This is a genomic window from Mesorhizobium sp. M1365, assembly GCF_040317865.1.
In the GTDB taxonomy this organism is placed as follows: domain Bacteria; phylum Pseudomonadota; class Alphaproteobacteria; order Rhizobiales; family Rhizobiaceae; genus Mesorhizobium.
Window position 1 is genome coordinate 36,150 of the sequence record NZ_JAMYLG010000033.1, and the last position, 20,299, is coordinate 56,448.

At 61.8% G+C, this 20,299-nt stretch carries 21 protein-coding genes and 1 pseudogene; 6 read left to right on the plus strand and 16 right to left on the minus strand.

What is annotated here, in order from left to right; genetic code table 11:
* Positions 1-13: 13 nt before the first annotated feature.
* Entirely contained in the window at positions 14-1,288 is a 1,275-nt protein-coding gene (gene eno, locus NKH04_RS25535) for a phosphopyruvate hydratase (protein WP_352471834.1), read from the minus strand.
* Between the two features lie 202 nt (positions 1,289-1,490).
* Here eno and NKH04_RS25540 point away from each other — a divergent pair, with 202 nt between their 5' ends.
* Positions 1,491-1,613: a hypothetical protein gene (locus NKH04_RS25540; RefSeq protein ID WP_084642452.1), complete on the plus strand. Its 123-nt coding sequence runs from the start codon at positions 1,491-1,493 to the stop codon at positions 1,611-1,613.
* A 77-nt stretch (positions 1,614-1,690) separates the two neighbouring features.
* On the opposite strand, the gene NKH04_RS25545 is transcribed toward NKH04_RS25540, so the two are convergent.
* The 7 genes from NKH04_RS25545 to NKH04_RS25575 all read right to left on the minus strand — a co-directional run bounded on the left by NKH04_RS25545 (position 1,691) and on the right by NKH04_RS25575 (position 8,493).
* Positions 1,691-2,056 (minus strand): PRC-barrel domain-containing protein, encoded by a 366-nt coding sequence (locus NKH04_RS25545; RefSeq protein WP_023675091.1) that lies wholly within the window; start codon positions 2,054-2,056, stop codon positions 1,691-1,693.
* A gap of 121 nt (positions 2,057-2,177) precedes the next feature.
* Positions 2,178-3,029: a 3-deoxy-8-phosphooctulonate synthase gene (kdsA, locus tag NKH04_RS25550; RefSeq protein WP_352874370.1), complete on the minus strand. Its 852-nt coding sequence runs from the start codon at positions 3,027-3,029 to the stop codon at positions 2,178-2,180.
* Positions 3,026-3,913: a VOC family protein gene (locus tag NKH04_RS25555; protein ID WP_352973664.1), complete on the minus strand. Its 888-nt coding sequence runs from the start codon at positions 3,911-3,913 to the stop codon at positions 3,026-3,028. The genes kdsA and NKH04_RS25555 overlap by 4 nt, the downstream gene beginning before the upstream one ends.
* Positions 3,914-4,219: 306 nt before the next feature.
* Complete coding sequence (locus NKH04_RS25560) at positions 4,220-4,507, minus strand: Dabb family protein (protein WP_254817185.1); 288 nt, start codon at positions 4,505-4,507, stop codon at positions 4,220-4,222.
* 103 nt (positions 4,508-4,610) lie between these two features.
* Positions 4,611-4,745: a hypothetical protein gene (locus NKH04_RS25565; RefSeq protein ID WP_292655342.1), complete on the minus strand. Its 135-nt coding sequence runs from the start codon at positions 4,743-4,745 to the stop codon at positions 4,611-4,613.
* A 371-nt stretch (positions 4,746-5,116) separates the two neighbouring features.
* Complete coding sequence (locus tag NKH04_RS25570) at positions 5,117-7,096, minus strand: bifunctional 2',3'-cyclic-nucleotide 2'-phosphodiesterase/3'-nucleotidase (RefSeq protein WP_352973665.1); 1,980 nt, start codon at positions 7,094-7,096, stop codon at positions 5,117-5,119.
* A 131-nt stretch (positions 7,097-7,227) separates the two neighbouring features.
* Positions 7,228-8,493: an NAD(P)/FAD-dependent oxidoreductase gene (locus NKH04_RS25575; protein ID WP_352973666.1), complete on the minus strand. Its 1,266-nt coding sequence runs from the start codon at positions 8,491-8,493 to the stop codon at positions 7,228-7,230.
* Positions 8,494-8,673: 180 nt separating this feature from the next.
* Between NKH04_RS25575 and NKH04_RS25580 the strand changes: the two genes are divergently transcribed.
* Positions 8,674-9,330, plus strand: a complete 657-nt coding sequence (locus NKH04_RS25580) for a 5-formyltetrahydrofolate cyclo-ligase (protein WP_352973667.1) — start codon at positions 8,674-8,676, stop codon at positions 9,328-9,330.
* Positions 9,331-9,343: 13 nt separating this feature from the next.
* Here the strand turns inward: NKH04_RS25580 and NKH04_RS25585 are convergent, their stop codons facing one another.
* Positions 9,344-9,817 carry an Lrp/AsnC family transcriptional regulator gene (locus NKH04_RS25585; RefSeq protein WP_023675099.1) on the minus strand — a complete coding sequence of 158 codons (474 nt, stop codon included), beginning with the start codon at positions 9,815-9,817 and terminating at the stop codon, positions 9,344-9,346.
* Between the two features lie 157 nt (positions 9,818-9,974).
* On the opposite strand from NKH04_RS25585, the gene ald reads away from it, so the two are divergent.
* Complete coding sequence (gene ald, locus NKH04_RS25590; RefSeq protein WP_352973668.1) at positions 9,975-11,090, plus strand: alanine dehydrogenase; 1,116 nt, start codon at positions 9,975-9,977, stop codon at positions 11,088-11,090.
* A 244-nt stretch (positions 11,091-11,334) separates the two neighbouring features.
* Here the strand turns inward: ald and NKH04_RS25595 are convergent, their stop codons facing one another.
* The 6 genes from NKH04_RS25595 to NKH04_RS25620 all read right to left on the minus strand — a co-directional run bounded on the left by NKH04_RS25595 (position 11,335) and on the right by NKH04_RS25620 (position 16,071).
* A complete protein-coding gene (locus tag NKH04_RS25595) occupies positions 11,335-11,802 on the minus strand; it encodes a DUF1203 domain-containing protein (protein ID WP_352471826.1) in 468 nt (155 codons plus the stop codon).
* A gap of 77 nt (positions 11,803-11,879) precedes the next feature.
* Positions 11,880-12,686, minus strand: a complete 807-nt coding sequence (gene dapB, locus NKH04_RS25600) for a 4-hydroxy-tetrahydrodipicolinate reductase (RefSeq protein ID WP_352448952.1) — start codon at positions 12,684-12,686, stop codon at positions 11,880-11,882.
* 151 nt (positions 12,687-12,837) lie between these two features.
* Entirely contained in the window at positions 12,838-13,401 is a 564-nt protein-coding gene (locus NKH04_RS25605) for a GNAT family N-acetyltransferase (protein WP_352448953.1), read from the minus strand.
* Between the two features lie 5 nt (positions 13,402-13,406).
* Entirely contained in the window at positions 13,407-14,258 is an 852-nt protein-coding gene (sseA, locus tag NKH04_RS25610; RefSeq protein ID WP_023675104.1) for a 3-mercaptopyruvate sulfurtransferase, read from the minus strand.
* 35 nt (positions 14,259-14,293) lie between these two features.
* On the minus strand, positions 14,294-15,037 hold the full coding sequence (locus tag NKH04_RS25615; RefSeq protein ID WP_023675105.1) for an alanyl-tRNA editing protein: 744 nt from the start codon (positions 15,035-15,037) through the stop codon (positions 14,294-14,296).
* Complete coding sequence (locus NKH04_RS25620; protein ID WP_023675106.1) at positions 15,037-16,071, minus strand: cysteine synthase A; 1,035 nt, start codon at positions 16,069-16,071, stop codon at positions 15,037-15,039. Before NKH04_RS25620 ends, NKH04_RS25615 begins: the two co-directional genes overlap by 1 nt.
* Positions 16,072-16,286: 215 nt before the next feature.
* On the opposite strand from NKH04_RS25620, the gene NKH04_RS25625 reads away from it, so the two are divergent.
* Both NKH04_RS25625 and NKH04_RS25630 read left to right on the plus strand, forming a co-directional pair.
* Complete coding sequence (locus tag NKH04_RS25625) at positions 16,287-17,108, plus strand: SDR family oxidoreductase (RefSeq protein WP_352457508.1); 822 nt, start codon at positions 16,287-16,289, stop codon at positions 17,106-17,108.
* Between the two features lie 28 nt (positions 17,109-17,136).
* Positions 17,137-17,288 (plus strand): annotated as a pseudogene (locus NKH04_RS25630) (alpha/beta hydrolase); the annotation flags it as partial.
* Between the two features lie 102 nt (positions 17,289-17,390).
* Here the strand turns inward: NKH04_RS25630 and NKH04_RS25635 are convergent.
* Entirely contained in the window at positions 17,391-18,809 is a 1,419-nt protein-coding gene (locus NKH04_RS25635; RefSeq protein ID WP_352502945.1) for a DEAD/DEAH box helicase, read from the minus strand.
* A 387-nt stretch (positions 18,810-19,196) separates the two neighbouring features.
* Here NKH04_RS25635 and NKH04_RS25640 point away from each other — a divergent pair.
* A partial coding sequence (locus NKH04_RS25640; RefSeq protein WP_353045166.1) for an acyl-CoA carboxylase subunit beta occupies positions 19,197-20,299 on the plus strand: 1,103 nt, incomplete at its 3' end.

Here is a 20,299-nt window from a genome sequence, read left to right on the forward strand (position 1 = left end):
TTTTCTCTCGAAATCAGCTTTTCACGATCGACTTGCCGGCATATCGCGCCTGCTTGCCGAGCTCCTCCTCAATGCGGATGAGCTGGTTGTACTTGGCCATGCGATCCGAGCGTGACAGCGAGCCCGTCTTGATCTGCCCGCAATTGGTGGCAACGGCGAGGTCGGCGATGGTCGAATCCTCGGTCTCGCCCGAGCGGTGCGACATCACCGCGGTATAGCCGGCCTTGTGCGCGGTCTCGACGGCGTCGAGCGTTTCGGTAAGCGAGCCGATCTGGTTGACCTTGACCAGGATCGAATTGGCGACACCCATGCGGATGCCGTCGCGCAGCCGCGCCGTGTTGGTGACGAACAGATCGTCGCCAACCAGCTGCGTTTGCTTGCCGATGAGATCGGTCAGTATTTTCCAACCGTCCCAGTCATCCTCCGCCAGGCCGTCCTCAATGGTGATGATCGGGTAGTCGGCAGCAAGTTTGGCCAGATATCTGGCCTGCACCTTCGGGTCGCGGGTTTTCCTCTCGCCTTCATAGACGTAGTTGCCATCCTTGAAGAATTCGGTCGCCGCGCAGTCGAGGCCCAGCGCAACCTCCTCGCCGGGCTTGAAGCCAGCCTGCTCGATCGATTCCATGATGAAGTCGAGCGCGGCCGGCGCGCTCTTCAGGTTGGGGGCAAAGCCGCCCTCGTCGCCGACATTGGTGTTATGGCCGGCGTCCTTCAGCTTCTTTCGCAGCGTATGAAAGATCTCCGAGCCCCAGCGCACGCCGTCGCGCAGCGTCGGCGCGCCGATCGGCAGGATCATGAATTCCTGGAAATCGATCGGGTTGTCGGCATGCGCGCCGCCATTGATGATGTTCATCATAGGCACCGGCAGCACATGGGCCTTGGTGCCGCCGACATAACGATAGAGCGGCAGGTCGGCCGCTTCGGCCGCAGCCTTGGCCACAGCCAGCGACACGCCGAGGATGGCATTGGCGCCGAGCCGGCTCTTATTGGGCGTACCATCGAGCTCGATCATGGTCTGGTCGATATGGATCTGATTCTCTGCCTCCATGCCGCCGATCGCCTCGAACAGCTCGCCGTTCACCGCCTCGACCGCCGTGAGCACGCCCTTGCCGAGATAGCGGGGGCCGCCATCGCGCAGTTCGACCGCCTCATGCGCGCCGGTCGAGGCGCCGGAAGGCACCGCGGCGCGACCCATCGAACCGTCTTCGAGCACGACGTCGACCTCGACGGTCGGATTTCCGCGGCTGTCCAGGATTTCACGCCCGACAATGTCGATGATGGCCGTCATTGCGATGTCCCCGATTGATCGATTGAAGCGTCGCGCACCTCTTAGCCAAAGCGCCGCAAAACGCAATCGGGGCACTTGCAAATATTGCCCGCGCGCTACGGATTCACGAAGCACGAAGCGCTGTCATCATTTGTCATACGCGGCATGCCGGTTTCTGGTTTATGGCTGTTGTCGCGCGGGGCGAAACAGGAGGAGTTTCGCCATGTCCCAGTTGAGCGGTATTGTGAGTTTGTTCCTGATCGCGGCTGCGTTCCTGACGTCGTGCGACAATCAGCAACCCCCGCAGGGATCGTCGCCTTTGCCGGCCCTGCAGATTGCGCAGTAGCATCCCGCCACATCGAAAGGCCCCCGATTTCCCGGGGGCCTTTTTGATTCCAGGAGACTTAGTCAGTGCCAGTAAGGTCAGTGCCAGTAAGGCTCGACCTTGTAGTAGTTATATGAGGCATCACGCGCGGCCTCGCCGTCGGCGCCGGTCAACTCGTTGATCGAATAGGAAGGAGCGGCCATCAGCTGGTCTTTGGTGAACGGCACGACATAGCCGCCCTTGTTCTCGTCATAGTCAAGGCTCGCCCACGGAATGGCGTGGTATTTCTCGCCGATGCCGAGAAATCCACCAAAACCGATCACGGCAAACATGATTCCGTTCGACAGCTTGTCGAGCATGACGTCCTCGATGTCGCCGATATGAGTGCCTTCCGTATTGTAGACCGATGTGCCGATAACCCGCGAAGCGGCGATGGCTTCGGTGTGTCCCGTCTGGGTCGTCATGGTGTGCTCCTCGTCGTCGTTGACATTAGATTTTGACAATGAGGGCCGCGGGCTAAGGTTCCAGGCAGGTTCGAAATTCTTCAAAGTTTCCTGGCGGCGCTGCTGTGGCGCAACTGCTGGTTCAACCCACGCTTTTGGCAATGCGATCGAACGCCATCAGCCGTTCAAGCAATGCGGGAAGATCCTTTAGCGGCACCATGTTGGGACCGTCGGAAGGCGCGTTGTCGGGGTCCTGGTGCGTCTCGATGAAGACGCCGGCGACGCCAACCGCGACGGCCGCGCGCGCCAGCGTCTCGACAAAGCGCCGGTCGCCGCCAGACGAACCGCCCTGCCCACCCGGCTGCTGCACGGAATGGGTGGCATCGAAAATCACCGGCGCGCCGATCTCGGCCATGATCGGCAGCGCCCGCATGTCGGACACCAGGGTGTTGTAACCAAAGGATGCGCCGCGCTCGGTGACCAAGACATTGGCGTTGCCGGAGCCGATGATCTTGGCGACGACGTTCTTCATGTCCCACGGCGCGAGGAATTGCCCCTTCTTCACATTGACCACCTTGCCGGTTCTTGCCGCAGCAATCAGCAAATCGGTCTGGCGGCTGAGGAAGGCAGGAATCTGCAGGATATCGGCATGCGGAGCGACGATCGCGCATTGTTCCTCAGTGTGGACGTCGGTCAGGATCGGCAGCGCAAAATTCCTGCGCAAGTCGTCGAAGATCGGCATTGCCGCTTCAAGTCCCGCGCCGCGCGTGCCGCCAAGCGAGGTGCGATTGGCCTTGTCGTAGCTGGTCTTGTAGACGAGCCCAATGCCGAGCCTGTCGGTCAATTCCTTTAGCGCACCGGCCATGTCGAAAGCGTGCTGCCGCGATTCCAGCTGGCATGGACCAGCGATCAGCGATAGGGGCGCGCTGTTGCCGAAAATGACTTTGCCGACCGCAACGGAAGAGTTCGGCATCAGTGGATTGAGCTTGTTCATGCGATCTCCCGGAAAATGAAGGCTGCGCCCTGCCCTGGCGCCGGCGGCACGATGGTATCACCGCCGCGCATGTGGTGTTCGACAGAATTGGCTGCAAGCAGCTTGGCGACGGCATCGCCGTGCCTAATCGAAAAGACGATCCCGGCAAAGCGGAGTTCAGATGGTGCGCCGGCAGGAATGCCGAAGCGTGCCGAATAGGCTGCAGGATCCAGAACGGTCACGACGGCATTCGGCAGCTCATAGACAGTGCCGCCGCCCTGCGCCTCGATTCCGGCTGCGATCGAAATCAAACGGCCTTGTTCGAAAGGTTCGCCAGTGACTGCCACGACTTCGACAATGCCGGTTGCGCCATTAGCGTGGGCCTGCAACGCAGTGCGGTCGACGTTCGGCGCATTGATCCGCTCGCAGGCGAAGAGAAAAGCGTCCGCTGTCTTGCCTGTAGCCGCGAAGGCCAGTTTGAACGATGCGGTATCGCTCTTTCCCGCCGCATCGGTGAAGGCGCGCGAAAAGCTTAGCGCGTTTCCCGCCGACAGACCGGCTTCCATGTAGCGCGCGTGGTCCGCGGCGGCGCTTTCGGTGCCCAGCGCCACGGCAGAAAATCCTTCATCGCCGTTTTCTTCGCGATACGTGCGATCACGCACGACAAAGACATTGCGGTTCGCGATCGCCGTTGCCACGGCCTGCCGGTCAGCGACCGCGAGCGGCTCGAGATAGGTGCCGTCGGTGAGAAAGACACAGCAGTTTTGCGTTCCGAAAGGGTGGATACCTGTCGGCGCAACGGTAAAGCCGAGCAGGGCCAAGCGCGCCCGCGCAACATCGAGGCTTGCTGTCGGCAGCACCAGGTGATCGAGCGGATGAGGCCTTGCGGGGGTGTTTTCGGTCATGTCCCGCGCGATGTGCCTCATTCCTGAAAATGGTTCAAGGGCTTAGCCGGTGCCTCAGCGGCGATCGCAGGCCTCGGCCGCGAGGAGCCGACTTGCCGCCCGCAAAAATCATCCTAGCTCATTGCTATGGGAAGAGACCTTTTCATCGCCCTAGCCGTTATTGCGATAGCAGTTATCGCCGTGCTGATCTGGAACGCGCCAAAGCGGCCGGGCGTCGATCCGACCGAAACCTCCGCGGCTCAGACGGAGTGAAGCGGGCTACGGCGCGGAGCCCCTCCGCGACGTCAAATCTGCCTTGGGAGGCGGTCAACTTGCAACGATGTCGGCCGAATAGCGTAATTCGCGCAGAGGTTTGACCCGGCTGGTCGTCTCTGCATAGAGCGGATGCGCCTTGTAGGCGGCGAGCGCCGCTTCGTCCTCGAACTCGGCGTAGACGACCACATCGATCTCATCCGAGAGCGGGTCGACCTTGGTGTTGAGCGTTACCTCGAAATGACGCGAATGAGGTATCTTGCCAAGCGCCAGGAGGCCCGTGCGCACTGCCTCGACATCCGCTTTATGCCGTGCGCTGAAGAAAACGATATGCCGGATCAACCCAGCCTCCTCGACCGTTGGACCGGCGTTCTTTTGTGTCAGCGGCAGCGTGCCGTCAATCGGCAGGTTTGTCGCGTCTGCGAACCGTAGGTGCGAAGAGAAACTACACCATGCTCGTTACATAGTGCACGATGCGGGTCACCTCCCTGACCGTCCTGTCGAGGTAGCGGCCTTGGTTGTAAATGCCGTCCCAGATCAGGAAAAAGGTGACAGTCGTGATGACGATGACATAACGCATGACTAAAACTAGCGCATATGGACGGTTGCAACCATAGCGATTCCAACGCTGCTGGGGACCCTTCCCCGAATTTAATGGCCTTTGTGGTCTGTCTGCTGCGATGCTTGCTGGCCAGAATGGCGCTACCGCCACAGGGCGCCTTGGAAAGATAACCCCGCTCGGCTTCGACGACCGCTTCCCGCCTCGATCGACCGACTGCCACACGATTATTCCGGCGGGATTTCGACGGACGCGCTGGATCCGGTCATGCCGCCGTCAAGCGGCGTTTCGCACCACCTGCTTGAAGAGGCCCCCTGTCTCAAACGGATTGGCCGTATCGGGGCAGTATCTTAACGCTGAGACAGTTTCGAGCCGACGTTCAAATCCTCGCCTCAAAGAGTGATGCGGTATTTTGCAAAGCCCGCTTCGCCCTCGCCCGCCGGCTCGATCTTCAGCGACTTCACTTGCGCAATAAACTCCTTCGCCTTGGCGCCGGTCTCGAATACGACGCTGGTTCCCGGCAGTGGCGCAAACGACCAGTTGGCGTCCGCCGACGGGTTGATGGTGCCTTTGCTGACGATATAGCGCACGATCACATCGCGGTTGGTGTCGGGCGCTTCGTAGATAATCTTCGAGGCATTGATCTCCGGGAAATTGCCCCCGCCGCCGGCTCGGTAGTTGTTGGTGGCGACGACGAATTTCCGCTTGGGGTCAATCGGTTTGCCGTCGAACATCAAGTCAATGATGCGGGTCGAGCCAGCATTCACCAGCCCGCCCTTCGAATCATATTTCGGTGGCTGCGACAGATCGATCTTGTATGTGACGCCGTCGATCACGTCGAAATTATAGGATGGGAAGTCAGTGTTGATGAGCGCCTGGTCGGCTTTGCCCGGTTCGATCCGGTTGAAGATGCCGGCCGACATTTCCAGCCATTCCTTCACCTCTGCCCCGGTGATTTCAACGGCGCGCACCGTGTTTGGATAGAGGTAGAGATCGGCGACGTTCTTGATGGCGATATCGCCCACCGCCACGTCGGTGTAATAGTCGGCGCCGTTGCGCCCGCCGGCCTTGAACGGTGCCGCCGCCGACAACAGCGGCATATCCTTCCACTCTGTGTTCTTCAGGATGTCCTTCAAATACCAGGTCTGCGCCTGGCTGACGATCTGCACCGATGGATCATCGGCGACCAGCGCAAAATAGGAATAGAGCGGCGCCGAGGTTTTGCCGACCGGCCGGCGCACATAGGCAAGCGTCGCCTCGTGGTCCTGTTTGAGCGCGTCGATGATGCGCTGGTCGTCCGCGACGGTCGGCTTGTTCGTCTTGTCGACCCGCTCAAAGATCGGCCTGGCCTCAGAGGTCGTCGAAACGATTTTCCATGTCGATCCGTCGCGCTCCAGCAACAGATCGATCAGCCCCATGTGCGAGCCCCAGAAGCCGGCCATGACGGCGGGCTTGCCTTGCAACGTGCCTTTCGCCGTATCGACGGCGTCCAGCGACTGAAAGTCCTTCTTGCCGGGGAAGACCAGATGCTGGTGGCCGGTGAACACCGCATCGATACCTTCGACACCGGCAACGAAGAAGGAGGCGTTCTCCATCATGTCGCTTTGCTTCACGTCGATGCCGGAATGGGAGAGCGCAATGACGATGTCGGCGCCTTCTTCCTTCATTTGCGGCACCCACGCCTTGGCCGCCTCGACGATGTCGCGCGTCTTGACACTGCCCTCGAGATTTTTCAGGTCCCAGACCATGATCTGCGGCGGCACGAAGCCGATGATGCCGATCCTGATCGGTTGCTCGGCGCCCGACCCGTCTTTGATCTTCCTGTCGAGGATGACGTAAGGCTTGAGATAAAGCTTGTCGTCGCGCGGGTTCGCGGCGAGCTCCGTGCCGCGGGTCAAATTCGCGCAGACAAACGGGAAATTGGCACCGGCCAGCACCTTGTCCATGAACGACAGGCCGTAGTTGAACTCGTGGTTGCCGAGCGTCGAGCATTCGTAGCCGAGCAGGTTCATGCCCTTCATGACCGGATGCAGATCGCCATCCTTCATCCCCCTCTCGTAGGCGATGTAGTCGCCCATCGGGTTGCCTTGCAGAAGGTCGCCATTATCGATCAGCATCGCGTTGGTTGCTTCCTTGCGCACGGCTTCAATCAACGATGCCGTTCGCGACAGCCCCATCGTGTCGTTAGCTTTGTCGGCGTAGTAGTCGTAAGGCAGCACATTCACGTGGATGTCGGTCGTCTCCATAATCCTCAGATGCGCCTGATTGGCTTGAGCCCGGGCGGAGAACGGGTGCAGCATGATCAGCGCTCCGCTGGCGGCAACGCCGGCGAGGAAATCGCGGCGTGAGACGAGGTGGCGCAATTGGGACATTCGTTTTCTCTTTCTTCCACGACGTGACAAGTCCTGCCCGAAGCAAAGCTTCGCGCCGAAATCCAGCCGAGTCCAGAAGCCGATTCCATCAAGAGGAGGTGACGCGCCGATGAATGTCCGGCAGCGAACAATCAGCCCTTATCGTCGTCGCCCTGCGTGATCAGCCGCGCGCTGCGCTGACCGGTGAAGTAGATCCATAGCCAACTCAGGGAAACCGCAAGCCGGTTACGAAAGCCGATCAGGAAGTAAATATGCGCCAAGCCCCATAGCCACCAGGCAAGCCGGCCGGTAAGCTTGATCCAGCCGAAATCGATGGCCGCCGCGCGCTTGCCTATCGTCGCCAGGTCGCCGTCATGCCTGTAGCTGAAAGGACGCGGTGTCGCGTCACCGGCAAGCCTTGCCTTGATCGCCGTGGCGACGTGCCGTCCCTGCTGCTTGGCGGCGGGCGCGACGCCCGGCACCAACCGGCGATCCGGCCGCAGGACGTGCGCTGCGTCACCGATGACGAAAATCTCCGGGTTTCCCGGTACAGTGAGGTCGGGCTCGACAAGCACCCTGCCCGCGCGGTCCGCTGCCGCGCCGAGCCATTCGGCGGCCGGCGAAGCGGCGACGCCCGCCGCCCACAGGATTGTCCTGGCCGGCAAATGTGTGTCGCCGAAGACGACACCCTCGGCATCGCAGCGCGTAACCGCCCGGCCGAGTTCGACGGTCACGCCGAGCCGTTCGAGCGCCTTCGTTGCATAATCGGAGAGTTCCGGCGCGAAATTGGCAAGAACGCGGTCGCCGGCCTCAATCAGCACCACACGCGTCTGCCGCGTGTCGATGTTGCGGAACTCGCCGCGCAGCGTGTCGTGCGCCAGTTCGGCAATGGTGCCGGCCAATTCCACGCCGGTCGGCCCGCCGCCGACGATCGCCAGCGTCAGCAGTGCCTGGCGCTGGGCGGCATCGGTTTCCCGCTCGGCCTGCTCGAAAGCCAAAAGAATACGCCGTCGAATGGTCGTGGCGTCCTCCAGCGTCTTCAGGCCCGGGGCGAATGGCTCCCATTCGTCATGGCCGAAATAGGCGTGCCGCGCGCCGGTGGCCAGCACCAGCGTGTCGTAACCGACGGTGCCGCCGTCCTGCAGCAGCACCCGCTTGCCGGTGCGGTCGATGCCAGTCACAGTGGCAAGCAGCGTCGTCACGTCCTTGCGTTTGCGCAGGAGATGGCGGATCGGCCAGGCGACTTCGGAGGTTGCCAGCGCCGTCGTCGCCACCTGGTAGAGCAGCGGCTGAAAGAGGTGATGATTGCGCCTGTCGATCATGGTGATGCGCACCGGCGCGCCGGCAAGTGCGCGGGTGAATTCGAGGCCGCCGAAACCGGCGCCTACGACGACGACGTGATGGTTGGCTGTGTTCATCTCACTCATCCCTCTCGCCAAGGCTGATGTAAGTATCGTTGTGCAGTGCAGCAATGCCTGCGCTGCAACTGCCTGGGAGTCGTCGCTTGATGTCGTGAATACGCATGCTGCGGACTCGTTCCCGGATATAGCCTGCGTCCAGGATACTACTTGGTTGGAACTGTATATTGCAGGTGAAGCATGGCTAGCGATGAAGACGAAGGCTCAGCGCAGTACGCCTCGCCTCCTTGTTTTATGCACGAGCTCGATCCGGAGTTCCAAGCGCCGCTATCCGACTGGACCGACGTAAGGCGCTGGCGCAAGGCCGAGCGCGAGCGGTTGATCGCATCCCGCCTTGCCGTTTCAGGCGACACGCGCGCAGCTATGTCGCAGCGCATTGCCGAAGGGCTCGACGCGGTGATCGGCGACATCGCCGGCCGTTTGGTCAGCCTCTACTGGCCGTTTCGCGGCGAGCCGGACCTGCGCCCGTGGATGGAAACCGTTAACGCGCGGGGCGGGCGCACGGCGTTGCCCGTCGTCGTCGAGAAAGACCGGCCGCTTGTCTTTCGCGCCTATGCCCACGGAGACCGGCTGGAGAAGGGCGTCTGGAATATCCCGATACCGGCTGACGGTGATCCGGTGTTGCCCGACGTCGTCATTTCGCCGATCGTCGGCATCGATCCCGGGCAGTTCCGCTTGGGTTATGGCGGCGGCTTCTTCGATCGCACGCTTGCCGCGATGTCGTTCAAGCCGCTGGTCATCGGCGTCGGCTACGAGTTGCAGCGCATCGTCACCATCTACCCGCAGCCGCACGATATTCCGATGGACCGTGTGGTGACTGAGGCATCCAAGGCCTAGGCGAGTTCGGGGCCTAGGCGAGTTCAGGCTTCATTCCCACGGCTGTGCGATCGACGATTTCGCGCAGGGCAAAGGACGAATTGATCTTCGTCACATGCGGCATTGCCGACAGCCACTCCTTGTGGATACGTTCGTAGTCGACGAGATCCTTTGCCGCTATGCGAAGGATGTAGTCATATTCGCCCGACATCAAATGGCAGGACAAGACGTTCGGGCAGCGCTTTATCGCTGCCTCAAAATCCGACAACGTCTTCTCGAATTGCCCGGACAGCGATATATGCACGATCGCCGTCATCTGATGCCCAAGTGCGGCGTTGGACAGCCGGGCGTGATAGCCGCGGATGGTTCCGGATTTCTCCAGATTGTCCAGCCGCCGCGAGCAGGCCGACTGGGACAGGCCGACCTTCTCGGCGAGCGCTGCGTTGGGTATCCGCCCATCCTTCTGCAACGTCTCGAGAATGGCGATATCAATCCTGTCGAGCGGCATTTTTGCGGGTTCCTGCGACAATTCTAATGTTTTGCGCAACGATTATCGAACAGTGGCCTCTCGGGCAAGCGCATTCGCAAACACTTACCGAACGATTCGTGGTTCACTATCTCTAGACAGGGAACGAGCCCCAAAGGGCCGGATCAGGAGAAGAACGATGCGCATCGGCTGCCCCCGGGAAATCAAGAATCACGAATATCGCGTCGGCCTGACGCCGGGTTCGGTCCGCGAATATGTCGCGCATGGCCATGAAGTGCTGATCGAGACCGGCGCCGGCGCCGGCATCGGCGCCGACGACAACGCGTATCGTGCCGCCGGCGCCACGATCGCCAAGACGGCAGCCGACGTTTTTGCCAAGTCCGACATGATCGTGAAGGTCAAGGAGCCGCAGCCCAACGAATGGGTTCAGCTCCGCGACGGCCAGATCCTCTATACCTATCTGCATCTTGCCCCGGATCCGGAGCAGACCAAGGGCCTGCTGGCCTCCGGCGTGACCGCGATAGCCTACGAGACCGTCACCGACGAGCGCGGCGGTCTGCCGCTCTTGGCGCCGATGTCGGAAGTTGCCGGCCGCCTGTCGATCCAGGCGGGTGCAACGGCGCTGCAAAAGGCCAATGGCGGCCGCGGCGTGCTGCTTGGCGGCGTGCCCGGCGTGCTCCCCGGCAAGGTAACCGTGCTCGGCGGCGGCGTCGTCGGCCTGCATGCTGCACGGATGGCCGCCGGCCTTGGCGCCGACGTCACCATCATTGACCGCTCGATCCCGCGCCTGCGTCAGCTCGACGACATCTTTGGCGGCCGCGTCCACACCCGCTACTCGACCGTCGAGGCGCTGGAAGAAGAATGTTTTTCGGCTGACATCGTCGTCGGCGCCGTGCTGATCCCGGGGGCAGCAGCGCCCAAGCTGGTGACGCGCGAGATGCTGTCGGGCATGAAGAAAGGCGCCGTGCTGGTCGACGTCGCCATCGACCAGGGCGGCTGCTTCGAGACCTCGCAGGCCACCACCCATGCCGAGCCGACCTATGAGGTCGACGGCGTCATCCACTATTGCGTCGCCAACATGCCGGGTGCGGTGCCGGTCACCTCGGCCCACGCGCTCAATAATGCGACGCTGCATTATGGCCTGCAGCTCGCCGACAAGGGCCTCAAGGCGCTGGTAGACGACCACCATCTGCGCAACGGGCTGAACGTCCACAAGGGCAAGATCACGAATCGCGCGGTGGCCGAAGCGCTCGGTTACGAGCTGGTCGAGCCGAAGGCCGTTCTCGCAGCCTGAGCTTCCGAATCTGCCCCTCCAGTGCCCGTCGGATTCGTCCGACGGGTTTTTCTTATGTCGAAAGACTGAAAAGTGTCGGGCGCGCAGAATAACCGGACAACAAAAAAGCGGAGCCAAAGCCCCGCTTCCTCGGTTGTCGAAAATTCCCGCCGGTTCATCCGCGGTCGGCAAATCCATCGACAGTGTCTTTCTACCGCTGGTATGCGACGGGAGTACGACAGCCAAGCCGGTGCAGCCTGTCCGGTTACGCGCGGTCGATCCGGCACTGATAGCAATTGTTGCGCGCCGAGCGGATGTGGACGTAAGCGATGTCGTCGCGTTCGAACAACGTCTCTGCCCGTGCGGCAATGGCGTCGGTCGGAATGACGCCGCCGCTGCCGTAAACGATGCGGTCGTCCTTGCCATAACCGCGCACAATGTAATCGCTGCTTTCGAGCATTTCGGGAAGCATTTTCCCCTCGGCGGCGCGTTCGCATTCTTTCGCATGCAGAAAGATCGGCCCCGTTTCGGCATAAGGCTGCAGCTCCGGAAAAGGTCGATAGGCCAAAACAAGATAGGCCTCTCCCAAAGCAATATTTTTCAAGCAATGACGGCAAGGCACGCCGTCGCCATCCGAAATTTGCCGCTCTGGCTTCAAGCCATAAGCATCCGGCCCGCCGCGCTGAAGTGCCCGGACAGCATTGGTTGGCAAGGCTTTGAATTTTAGCGTCATGACAAAATCTCCGGTGTCGTCGACCGGAAATTATGCTCGCAAGACAGCGTTTCCCACCCGATTCCTGCCGAAATGGATCAATCCATCAGCGCGTCGAGACCACGAACCAGACCTTTGATCTGCTGTACCCGTCTGATGGCCAGCAGCGTGCCCGCCACGTAAGGCGCTGCGGACGAGCCGGCGTCGTGGCGTATGGTCAGCCGCTCGTCTGGCAAACCGAACAGCGCCTCGCAGGACAGGATGTAGGACGGCAGGCGAAGCGCGTGCACTTGCACCCCCTCGCCTGCGCCGACCGCACCACCGCGTGTGGCCGGCACGCCGGAGACCTCGGAGACCGGCTTTGCCGTTGAGGCCTTGCGGATGTCGGCCAGCGCTTCAGCAAGCTCTCGTGCGGTTCCGGAGGGCGCGTCGGGCTTCTTTGCACTAGCATAATCGATGACCTCGACATCCGGCACGTATTTTGCCGCCATAAGTGCAAACCGCTTCATCAGCGTGGCGGTGATGGAAAAGTTGCCAGCGGCAACAACGCCGACGCCATTGGCGCGCGCCGCGGCGTCGATCTCGGCATAGTCGGCAGCTCCCAGTCCCGACGTGCCGATCACCGTGTGCCGTCCGTTGTCGATGGCGAGCAGCACATGGTCTTTCACGACATGCGGCTTGGTAAAGTCGACTAGCACGTCCGACGGCGCCTCCAGCGCCTCGGCCAGCGAGGCCGAAACGGCAATACCATTAGCCGGCATACCAACCAGCAGACCGGAATCCTGCCCCGCGCCGCTGCGTGATACAGCCCCGGCCAGCGCCATGTCGCCTTGCGCCCCGATCGCCGGAACCAGCGCTTTGCCGACCCAGCCGGTCGCGCCGGCCATTACCACGCGTATTGCCATCGTGCGATCCTCCATCACCCATCGGGTTTTTAGACGATAGCGATATGGAAAGAGCCAAGCTCATTCAAGTCGAGCTCGCCTTTGAGTGTTGATCCAGAGACTCTGGGACATTGCAAAGACAAGCTGAAGCGCGGATGAACGGGCCTGAAAATCAGGGCCGCATGACGCTGGCCGCGCGCTCGGCAAAAGACATCGGATGTACGACCTCCTTTTTTTGCGCCACTGGCGTAAAGCCGAGTTTTTGATAGAGCGGCAGTGCTGCTGGGTGATCGAGGGTGCAGGTCTGCACCGTCACCCGCTTTGGCCCGTGCGACCATGCCGCGGCGATTGCCGCACCGAGGAACCAGCGGCCGATGCCTTGCCCGGTCGCGTGCTCCATCATTCCGAAATAAGCGAGTTCCACTTCCTCCGGCAAATGCGGCTTGAGGTCGAAGAAGCCGGCCGGCGCACCATCCAGATAAAGCACCCTGATGTCGCGGTCCTCCCGGTGGATGCCCGCCGCAAGCTCCTCGTCGCTCAGCCTCAGCACATTGACCCAGTGCCATTTGCGGCCCACCCGATCCATCAAATAGCGGTAGAAATGCAGCGGAATGTCTTTGGTCTTGAGCAGCGCGATCTGGCGGTTGTACGGCAGCGGCGGCGAATACGCAGGCGGCACATGCATTTCGAGAAACGTCACGGTGACGTCGATGTCTTCCAGCGATCCGTCTTCCATCCCCGTCAGTCCTTGCCCGTCACGACGGGCGTGTCGGAAAGCCCGCCCCATTCGGTCCATGAACCGTCATAAAGCCTGTTGTCGGCATGGCCAAGCGTCTCCAAAGCCAGCGTGACAGCTGCCGCGGTGACGCCCGACCCGCAGGAGGTGACGACCGGCTTCGACAGGTCGATGCCGGCTCCTTCGATCACTTTTCGCAGCCTGTCCTTCGGCAACAATTCGCCGTTTTCCGAAAGCGCCGAAAATGGCACGTTGTGCGCGCCCGGCATATGGCCGGAGCGTATGCCGGGGCGCGGCTCCGGCTCGGTGCCGGCAAAACGGCCAGGCGAGCGCGCGTCGGCGATCTGGCTCTCCCCCGTCTCGACGATCCGGCGCATGTCGGCAAGGCTGGCGACGCGGGCGGCATCGAAGTTGGCATAAAACACGCAAGGCGCGATCTTCGTCGGCTCCGCCGTCACCGGCCGTCCGGCGGCTTTCCAACGATCGAACCCGCCGTCGAGTATATAGACCTGGAACACGCCCATGACGCGAAACAACCACCAGGCGCGCGGTGCAGAAAAGAACCCTGGCCCGTCATAGACAACAATCGTGTCATCGGCCGAAATACCCATCGCGCCGACATATTGCGCGAAATGCTGCGGCGACGGCAGCGTGTGCGGCAGAGCCGCGTCGGGGTCCGAAACCGCATCCTGGTCGAGGAAGCGGGCGCCTGGAATATGCGCTACGTCGTACTCGGCGCGCGCGTCACGCTTTTGCGCCGGCAGATACCAGGACGCGTCGACAATCGTCAGGCCGGGTTCGCCGAGCCGCTTCTGTAACCAATCGGCATCGATGGTGAAAGGACTGTCGTCGGCCATCTTTTCTCTCCTGTCCCGCCCGTCGCAGTCCTATATCAGGCTGGCGGCATAGGACCAAAGCGAATGCGGAAGCGCCGGTTCTCGCGGCCCTTCTTCTCGATCTTGCCGATATGGATCTCGCCGATTTCGCTGGTGCTCTTTACATGGGTGCCGCCGCAAGGCTGGCTGTCGATCGAAGCGTTCTCGCCGATGCAGACCAATCGGATCCTTCCCGTGCCGGCCGGGGGCCGCACATTCTTGGATTTCACCAAGCCCGGATTGGATGCCAGTTCCTCGTCGGAAATGAGCCGGGTGAAGATCGGGTGGTCGGCTCGCACCAGTTCCATCAGTCTGGCCGTCACGTCTTCCTTGGTAAAGCCGGCATCCGGGATGTCGAAATCGATACGGCTGTCGTCCTCGGAAACCGCGGCGCCGGTGATCGGGAACGGACAGACGACGGTAAGCAGGTGGCAGGCAGAATGCATGCGCATCAGCAACTGCCGCCGCGGCCAGTCGATGGCGAGCCTCATGCGCTCGCCCACCTTTGGAACTGCCTGCTCCGGCGCCGGCACATGGATGATCTCGTCCTTGGTTTCGCCGGTGATCGTAGCGGCAATCGCTATGCCGGTGCCGTCGGCGCGTTCGAGGCTGCCGGTGTCGCCCGGCTGCCCGCCCGATGTGGCGTAAAACACCGTCCGGTCCAGAATGATGCCGCCGCGATCATTGACTGCGACGACGGTGGCGTCGGCCGTCCCCAGATAGGCGTCGTCACGAAACAGCGCTTCGGTCTTGTGCGCCATCACGCAACCCTTTCGAACGGTACTGAAATCGTGCTCTGTTGCTCCATCCACCCCGGCACCGGCAGCTTCTTTTCGCGCAGGAATTCAGGATTGAACAGCTTCGACTGGTAGCGCGTGCCGTAGTCGCAAAGCATGGTCACGATAGTGTGGCCGGGGCCTAGCTCGCGCGCCAGGCGAATGGCGCCGGCAATGTTGATGCCCGTCGAACCGCCAACGCAAAGCCCCTCCTCCTGGATCAGGTCGAATACGATCGGCAGCGCGTCCTCGTCGGGGATCTGGAAGGCAAAATCGGGCGTAAAGCCTTGGAGGTTGGCGGTGATCCGCCCCTGCCCGATGCCTTCGGTGATCGAACTGCCCTCGGATTTCAGCTCGCCGCTGGTGTAGAAGGAATAGAGCGCTGCCCCCAGCGGATCGGCCAGCGCGATCTTGACCTGGTTGTTTTTGGCCTTCAGCCCGAAACCGACGCCTGCCAGAGTGCCGCCGGAACCGACCGCCGACACGAAACCATCCACCTTGCCGTCGGTCTGGTTCCAGATTTCTTCGGCCGTGGTGCGGATATGGCCGTCACGGTTGGCGACATTGTCGAACTGGTTGGCCCAGATCGCGCCGTTCGGCTCGCTCTTGGCCATCTGCTCGGCCAGCCGGCCCGACAGCTTCACGTAGTTGTTCGGGTTCTTGTAAGGCACGGCGGGCACTTCGATCAACTCGGCGCCGAGCAGTTTGATCGTATCCTTCTTCTCCTGGCTCTGGGTATCGGGAATGACGATCACCGTGCGGTAGCCGAGCGCCTTGGCAACCAGTGTCAATCCGATGCCGGTGTTGCCAGCCGTCCCCTCGACGATGACGCCGCCGGGCCGCAGCAGCCCGCGCTGTTCCGCATCGCGGATGATAAACAGGCCGGCGCGGTCCTTTACCGACTGCCCGGGATTCATGAATTCGGCCTTGCCCAGGATCTCGCAGCCGGTTGCTTCCGAGGCCTTGTTGAGGCGGATCAGGGGCGTGTTGCCGATCACGTCGATCACAGAACGGGGCATGGAGATTCCTTTGTGGGTGCGGCGAAACCCTAGAAACCCGAAGCTTCGGTTTCAAGGCAAGAATTTGCCTGGTCCAGTCGCATTTCGCACACTGCAATTCCTGCAGCCAGGAGCGCCCGACCGGTATTCATTTCAACCATGTACCGAAAAGCACTCTTTTCATTCGATTTCTTCACCGGTAGAGCACAGGCTAAGAAGAGCCGGCGGGGCGCAACATGACACTCTATCGGGCCAATCCGAAGCATGGCGTCGCCTGGATTACGGGCGGCAGCAGCGGTATCGGCCGTTCGCTGGCCAAGGATCTTGCCGCTCGGGGCTATGTCGTCGCGGTGACTGCGCCAGATGACCATCCGATCGATACGCTCATCGTCGAAACGGCGCAGATGGCGGGCCGTGTCGCAGCCTATCCTTGCGACGTGACCGACGAAAAACGCATGGCGAAGACGGTTGCAGCGATCGAGAAAGATCTCGGTCCGATCGTGTTGGCAGTGTTCAACGCTGGAAGCTATATCGCAACGCCGGGCGAGGATCTTGTGGCGCGCAATTTCCGTCGGTCTTTCGAAGTCAATTATTTTGGCATCATCAATGGCCTGCTGCCGGTCATCGAACGCATGCGCGTGCGCTCGCGCGGCCATGTCGTGCTGATCGGTTCGGTCACCGCCTATTTCGGCTGGCCCACCACCGCCGCCTATGGCGGCACCAAGGCGGCGGTCAATATCCTGGCCGAGTCGCTGAAATACGATTTCGACAAGATGAACGTCCGCATCCAGGTGATTAATCCGGGCTTTGTCGACACGCGGCTGACCGAAAAGAACTTCCTGCCGATGCCGGGCTTGATGCCGGTCAATCTGGCCTCGCGCCGCATCGCGCAAGGCATCGAATACGGCGGCTTCGAAGTCACTTTCCCACGCCGCCTGAGTTGGACGCTGAAGTTGCTCAGGATGCTGCCGAGGCCGTTCTGCCGATGGGTGATCAGCACGGTCACCCGCTGGAATGCGCGGCCATTGAATTTCGACCGCAAGCCGCCAGTCGAGTAGGATCGGTGATGGGCGAGCGATCGTGTTTGCGGGTCGCTGGGGCGCCGCACATGAATTGGTGCCGGTCGACGATACCGGAGACCCGGACAACCACGTCATTGCCGGCGACGCGCTGTCGCATCGACCACGGCTTTCCTCGCGCAGCGGATCGTCGTGTCGATCGAGGCGGTGGTAAGGTGACCCAAAGGCCCCCAAGCAAGAGGGCGACCGAAGCATCGCTCCGGTCGCCCTCTTCAATCGTGTGTGACCAAGCCAGGCTTGGCCGACCGCAACACGGTCAGATTATGCGGCCCGCGCTGCTGGCCGCTTGCCGCCGAAGCGGCGCTTGTTATTGCCCTTGAAGGGCTTGGCGCCTTCCGGCTTGCGCTCGCCCGCAAAGGCCGGCTTGTCGCCGAACCGCTTCTTGCCGAAGCCGTTGTTTGCGCCGCCGGGCCGCCTGCCGTCGCGACGGCCATTGTGGTCGTTGCGATCGTTGGCCGGTTCGAAGCTGCGCTCGTTCTTCTCGGCGGGATTGCGCTGCGGATCGGGGCTGCCGAGATGGTCGGCAACGATCGGCAGCTTGGTGCGGATGATGCGCTCGACCTGACGCAGCTTGCTGTTTTCAGACGGGTCGCAGAGTGTGATGGCGATGCCGTCCATGCCGTTGCGGCCGGTGCGGCCGATGCGGTGGACATAGCTCTCCGCCTCGTCCGGCAGGTCGAAATTCACCACATGGCTGATGCCGGGCACGTCGATGCCGCGTGCCGCAATGTCGGTCGCCACGAGAATGCGCACCGAACCCTCACGGAAATCGTTGAGTGCCTTCTGACGGGCATTCTGCGACTTGTTGCCGTGGATGACGGCGGCCTTGAAGCCGTCGCGCTCGAGATCCTTGGTCACCCTGTCGGCGCCATGCTTGGTGCGCGAGAAGATGATGACGGACTTCATCGCCTCATCGGCAAGCATGTTGGCCAGCACCTGGCGCTTCTGCTTGGTGCGGGCAAAGACGACGCCCTGCACGATCTCGGCGGCCGCGGTGCTGTGAGGAGCGACTTCGACGCGAATCGGGTTCTTCAGCAGGCCTTTCGCCAGTTCGGCGATTTCGGCCGGCATGGTCGCCGAGAACAGCACCGTCTGACGGTCCGGCGCCGTCGCCTTGGCGATGCGCTTCACGTCGTTGATGAAGCCCATGTCGAGCATGCGGTCGCCTTCGTCGAGCACCAGCCATTTGGTGTCGGCAAGCATCAGGTCGCCTTCACGCACAAGGTCGGTCAGCCGACCGGGCGTTGCGATCAGGATGTCGACGCCGGGCGCAACCTTCTTCACCTGGCTGAAGCGCGAGACGCCGCCCAGCACGAGCGCGGTCGAGACATGCGCGCCCTTGGCGAGCAGCTTGATCATCTCCTCGATCTGCACCGCGAGTTCACGTGTCGGCGCCAGGATCAGCGCTCGGGCCGTCTTCGGCCGGCGCTTGGTACCAAGTGCGATGATCTTCGACAGGATCGGCAGCGCGAACGCCGCCGTCTTGCCCGAGCCGGTCTGGGCGATGCCGAAAATGTCGCGGCCTTCGAGCTGCGGCGGGATCGCCTGGGCCTGGATCGGCTTCGGATCGGTAAAGCCGGCGGCATTGGTGGCCTTGAGCAGTGCGCCGGTGATTCCAAGTGCGGCGAAACCGTTCGGTTCCGCAGTGTCCTTACCGGTCAAAGTGTTTTCATTGGTCAAAATATTCTTCTTTCATGCGGCTCCTGGCCGCAAACATCGATGGCGGCAGGGCGCAACCTGCCGTCGAAAATTGTCATGAAACGACAAGGCGGGCGGACGTCATCGTCCGCACGGCTGCGCTGTCGTGCCCGCAGGCTTCATGCCACGGGGCTTTTTCGCCACCTTGCCGATATGTCGGGAAGAGGGAAAACAGACGCAACCAGTCTCATTCATCGAGAAGGCCGGAGTGTCCCGGCCCAAGCGCCTATGCCGCCGCATATGGCCCAGTTCGCATCGAAATGCAAGGGGCCTGATGTTGCAGCGCAGCAAAAGCCATGAGGAAGCGGCGCTTGCGCTCTCTCGCGGGCATGATTACCACAATGCAGCTTTCCGTTTCGGGGACCGGTCATGAAGGACGTGCTGAAGGAACTCGAGCGCCGCCGCGAGATCGCCCGCATGGGCGGCGGCCAGGCCCGCATCGACGCCCAGCACAAGAAGGGCAAGTTGACTGCCCGCGAACGCATCGACGTCTTCCTCGACGAGGGCTCGTTCGAGGAGTTCGACATGTATGTCGAGCACCGCTCGACCGATTTCGGCATGGAGAAAACCAAGATCGCCGGCGACGGCGTCGTTACCGGCTGGGGCACCGTCAACGGTCGCCCGGTCTATCTTTTCGCCAAGGATTTCACCGTGTTCGGCGGCTCGCTGTCCGAGGCCCATGCCGAAAAGGTGGTCAAGGTCCAGGAGATGGCGCTGCGCAATCGCGCGCCGATCATCGGCCTTTACGACGCCGGCGGCGCCCGTATCCAGGAAGGCGTGGCGGCGCTCGGTGGCTATGCCGAGATCTTCCAGCGCAATGTGCTGGCCTCCGGCGTCATCCCGCAGATCTCGGTGATCATGGGGCCCTGCGCCGGCGGCGACGTCTATTCGCCGGCGATGACTGACTTCATCTTCATGGTTCGCGAAACCTCCTACATGTTCGTCACCGGGCCGGATGTGGTGAAGACCGTAACCAACGAGACGGTCACCGCCGAAAGCCTCGGCGGCGCTTCTATCCACACGACGAAGTCCTCGATCGCCGACGGAGCCTACGACAATGACGTCGAGGCGCTGCTGCAGATGCGCCGGCTGGTCGATCTGCTGCCCGCTTCCAACACGGCGGAAATTCCCGAGATCGAATGTTACCAATCGGTCACCGATCACGATCTGTCGCTCGACCGGCTGATCCCCGACAACGCCAACAAACCCTACGACATCAAAGAGTTGATCCTTAAAGTTGCCGACGAGGGTGACTTCTTCGAGATCCAGCAGAATTTTGCGAAAAACATCGTCACCGGCTTCGGCCGTATCGAGGGCCGCAGCGTCGGCTTCGTCGCCAACCAGCCGATGGTGCTGGCCGGCGTGCTCGATTCGGATGCCAGCCGCAAGGCGGCTCGTTTCGTGCGATTCTGCGACTGCTTCTCGATCCCGATCGTCACCTTCGTCGACGTGCCGGGCTTCTTGCCCGGCAC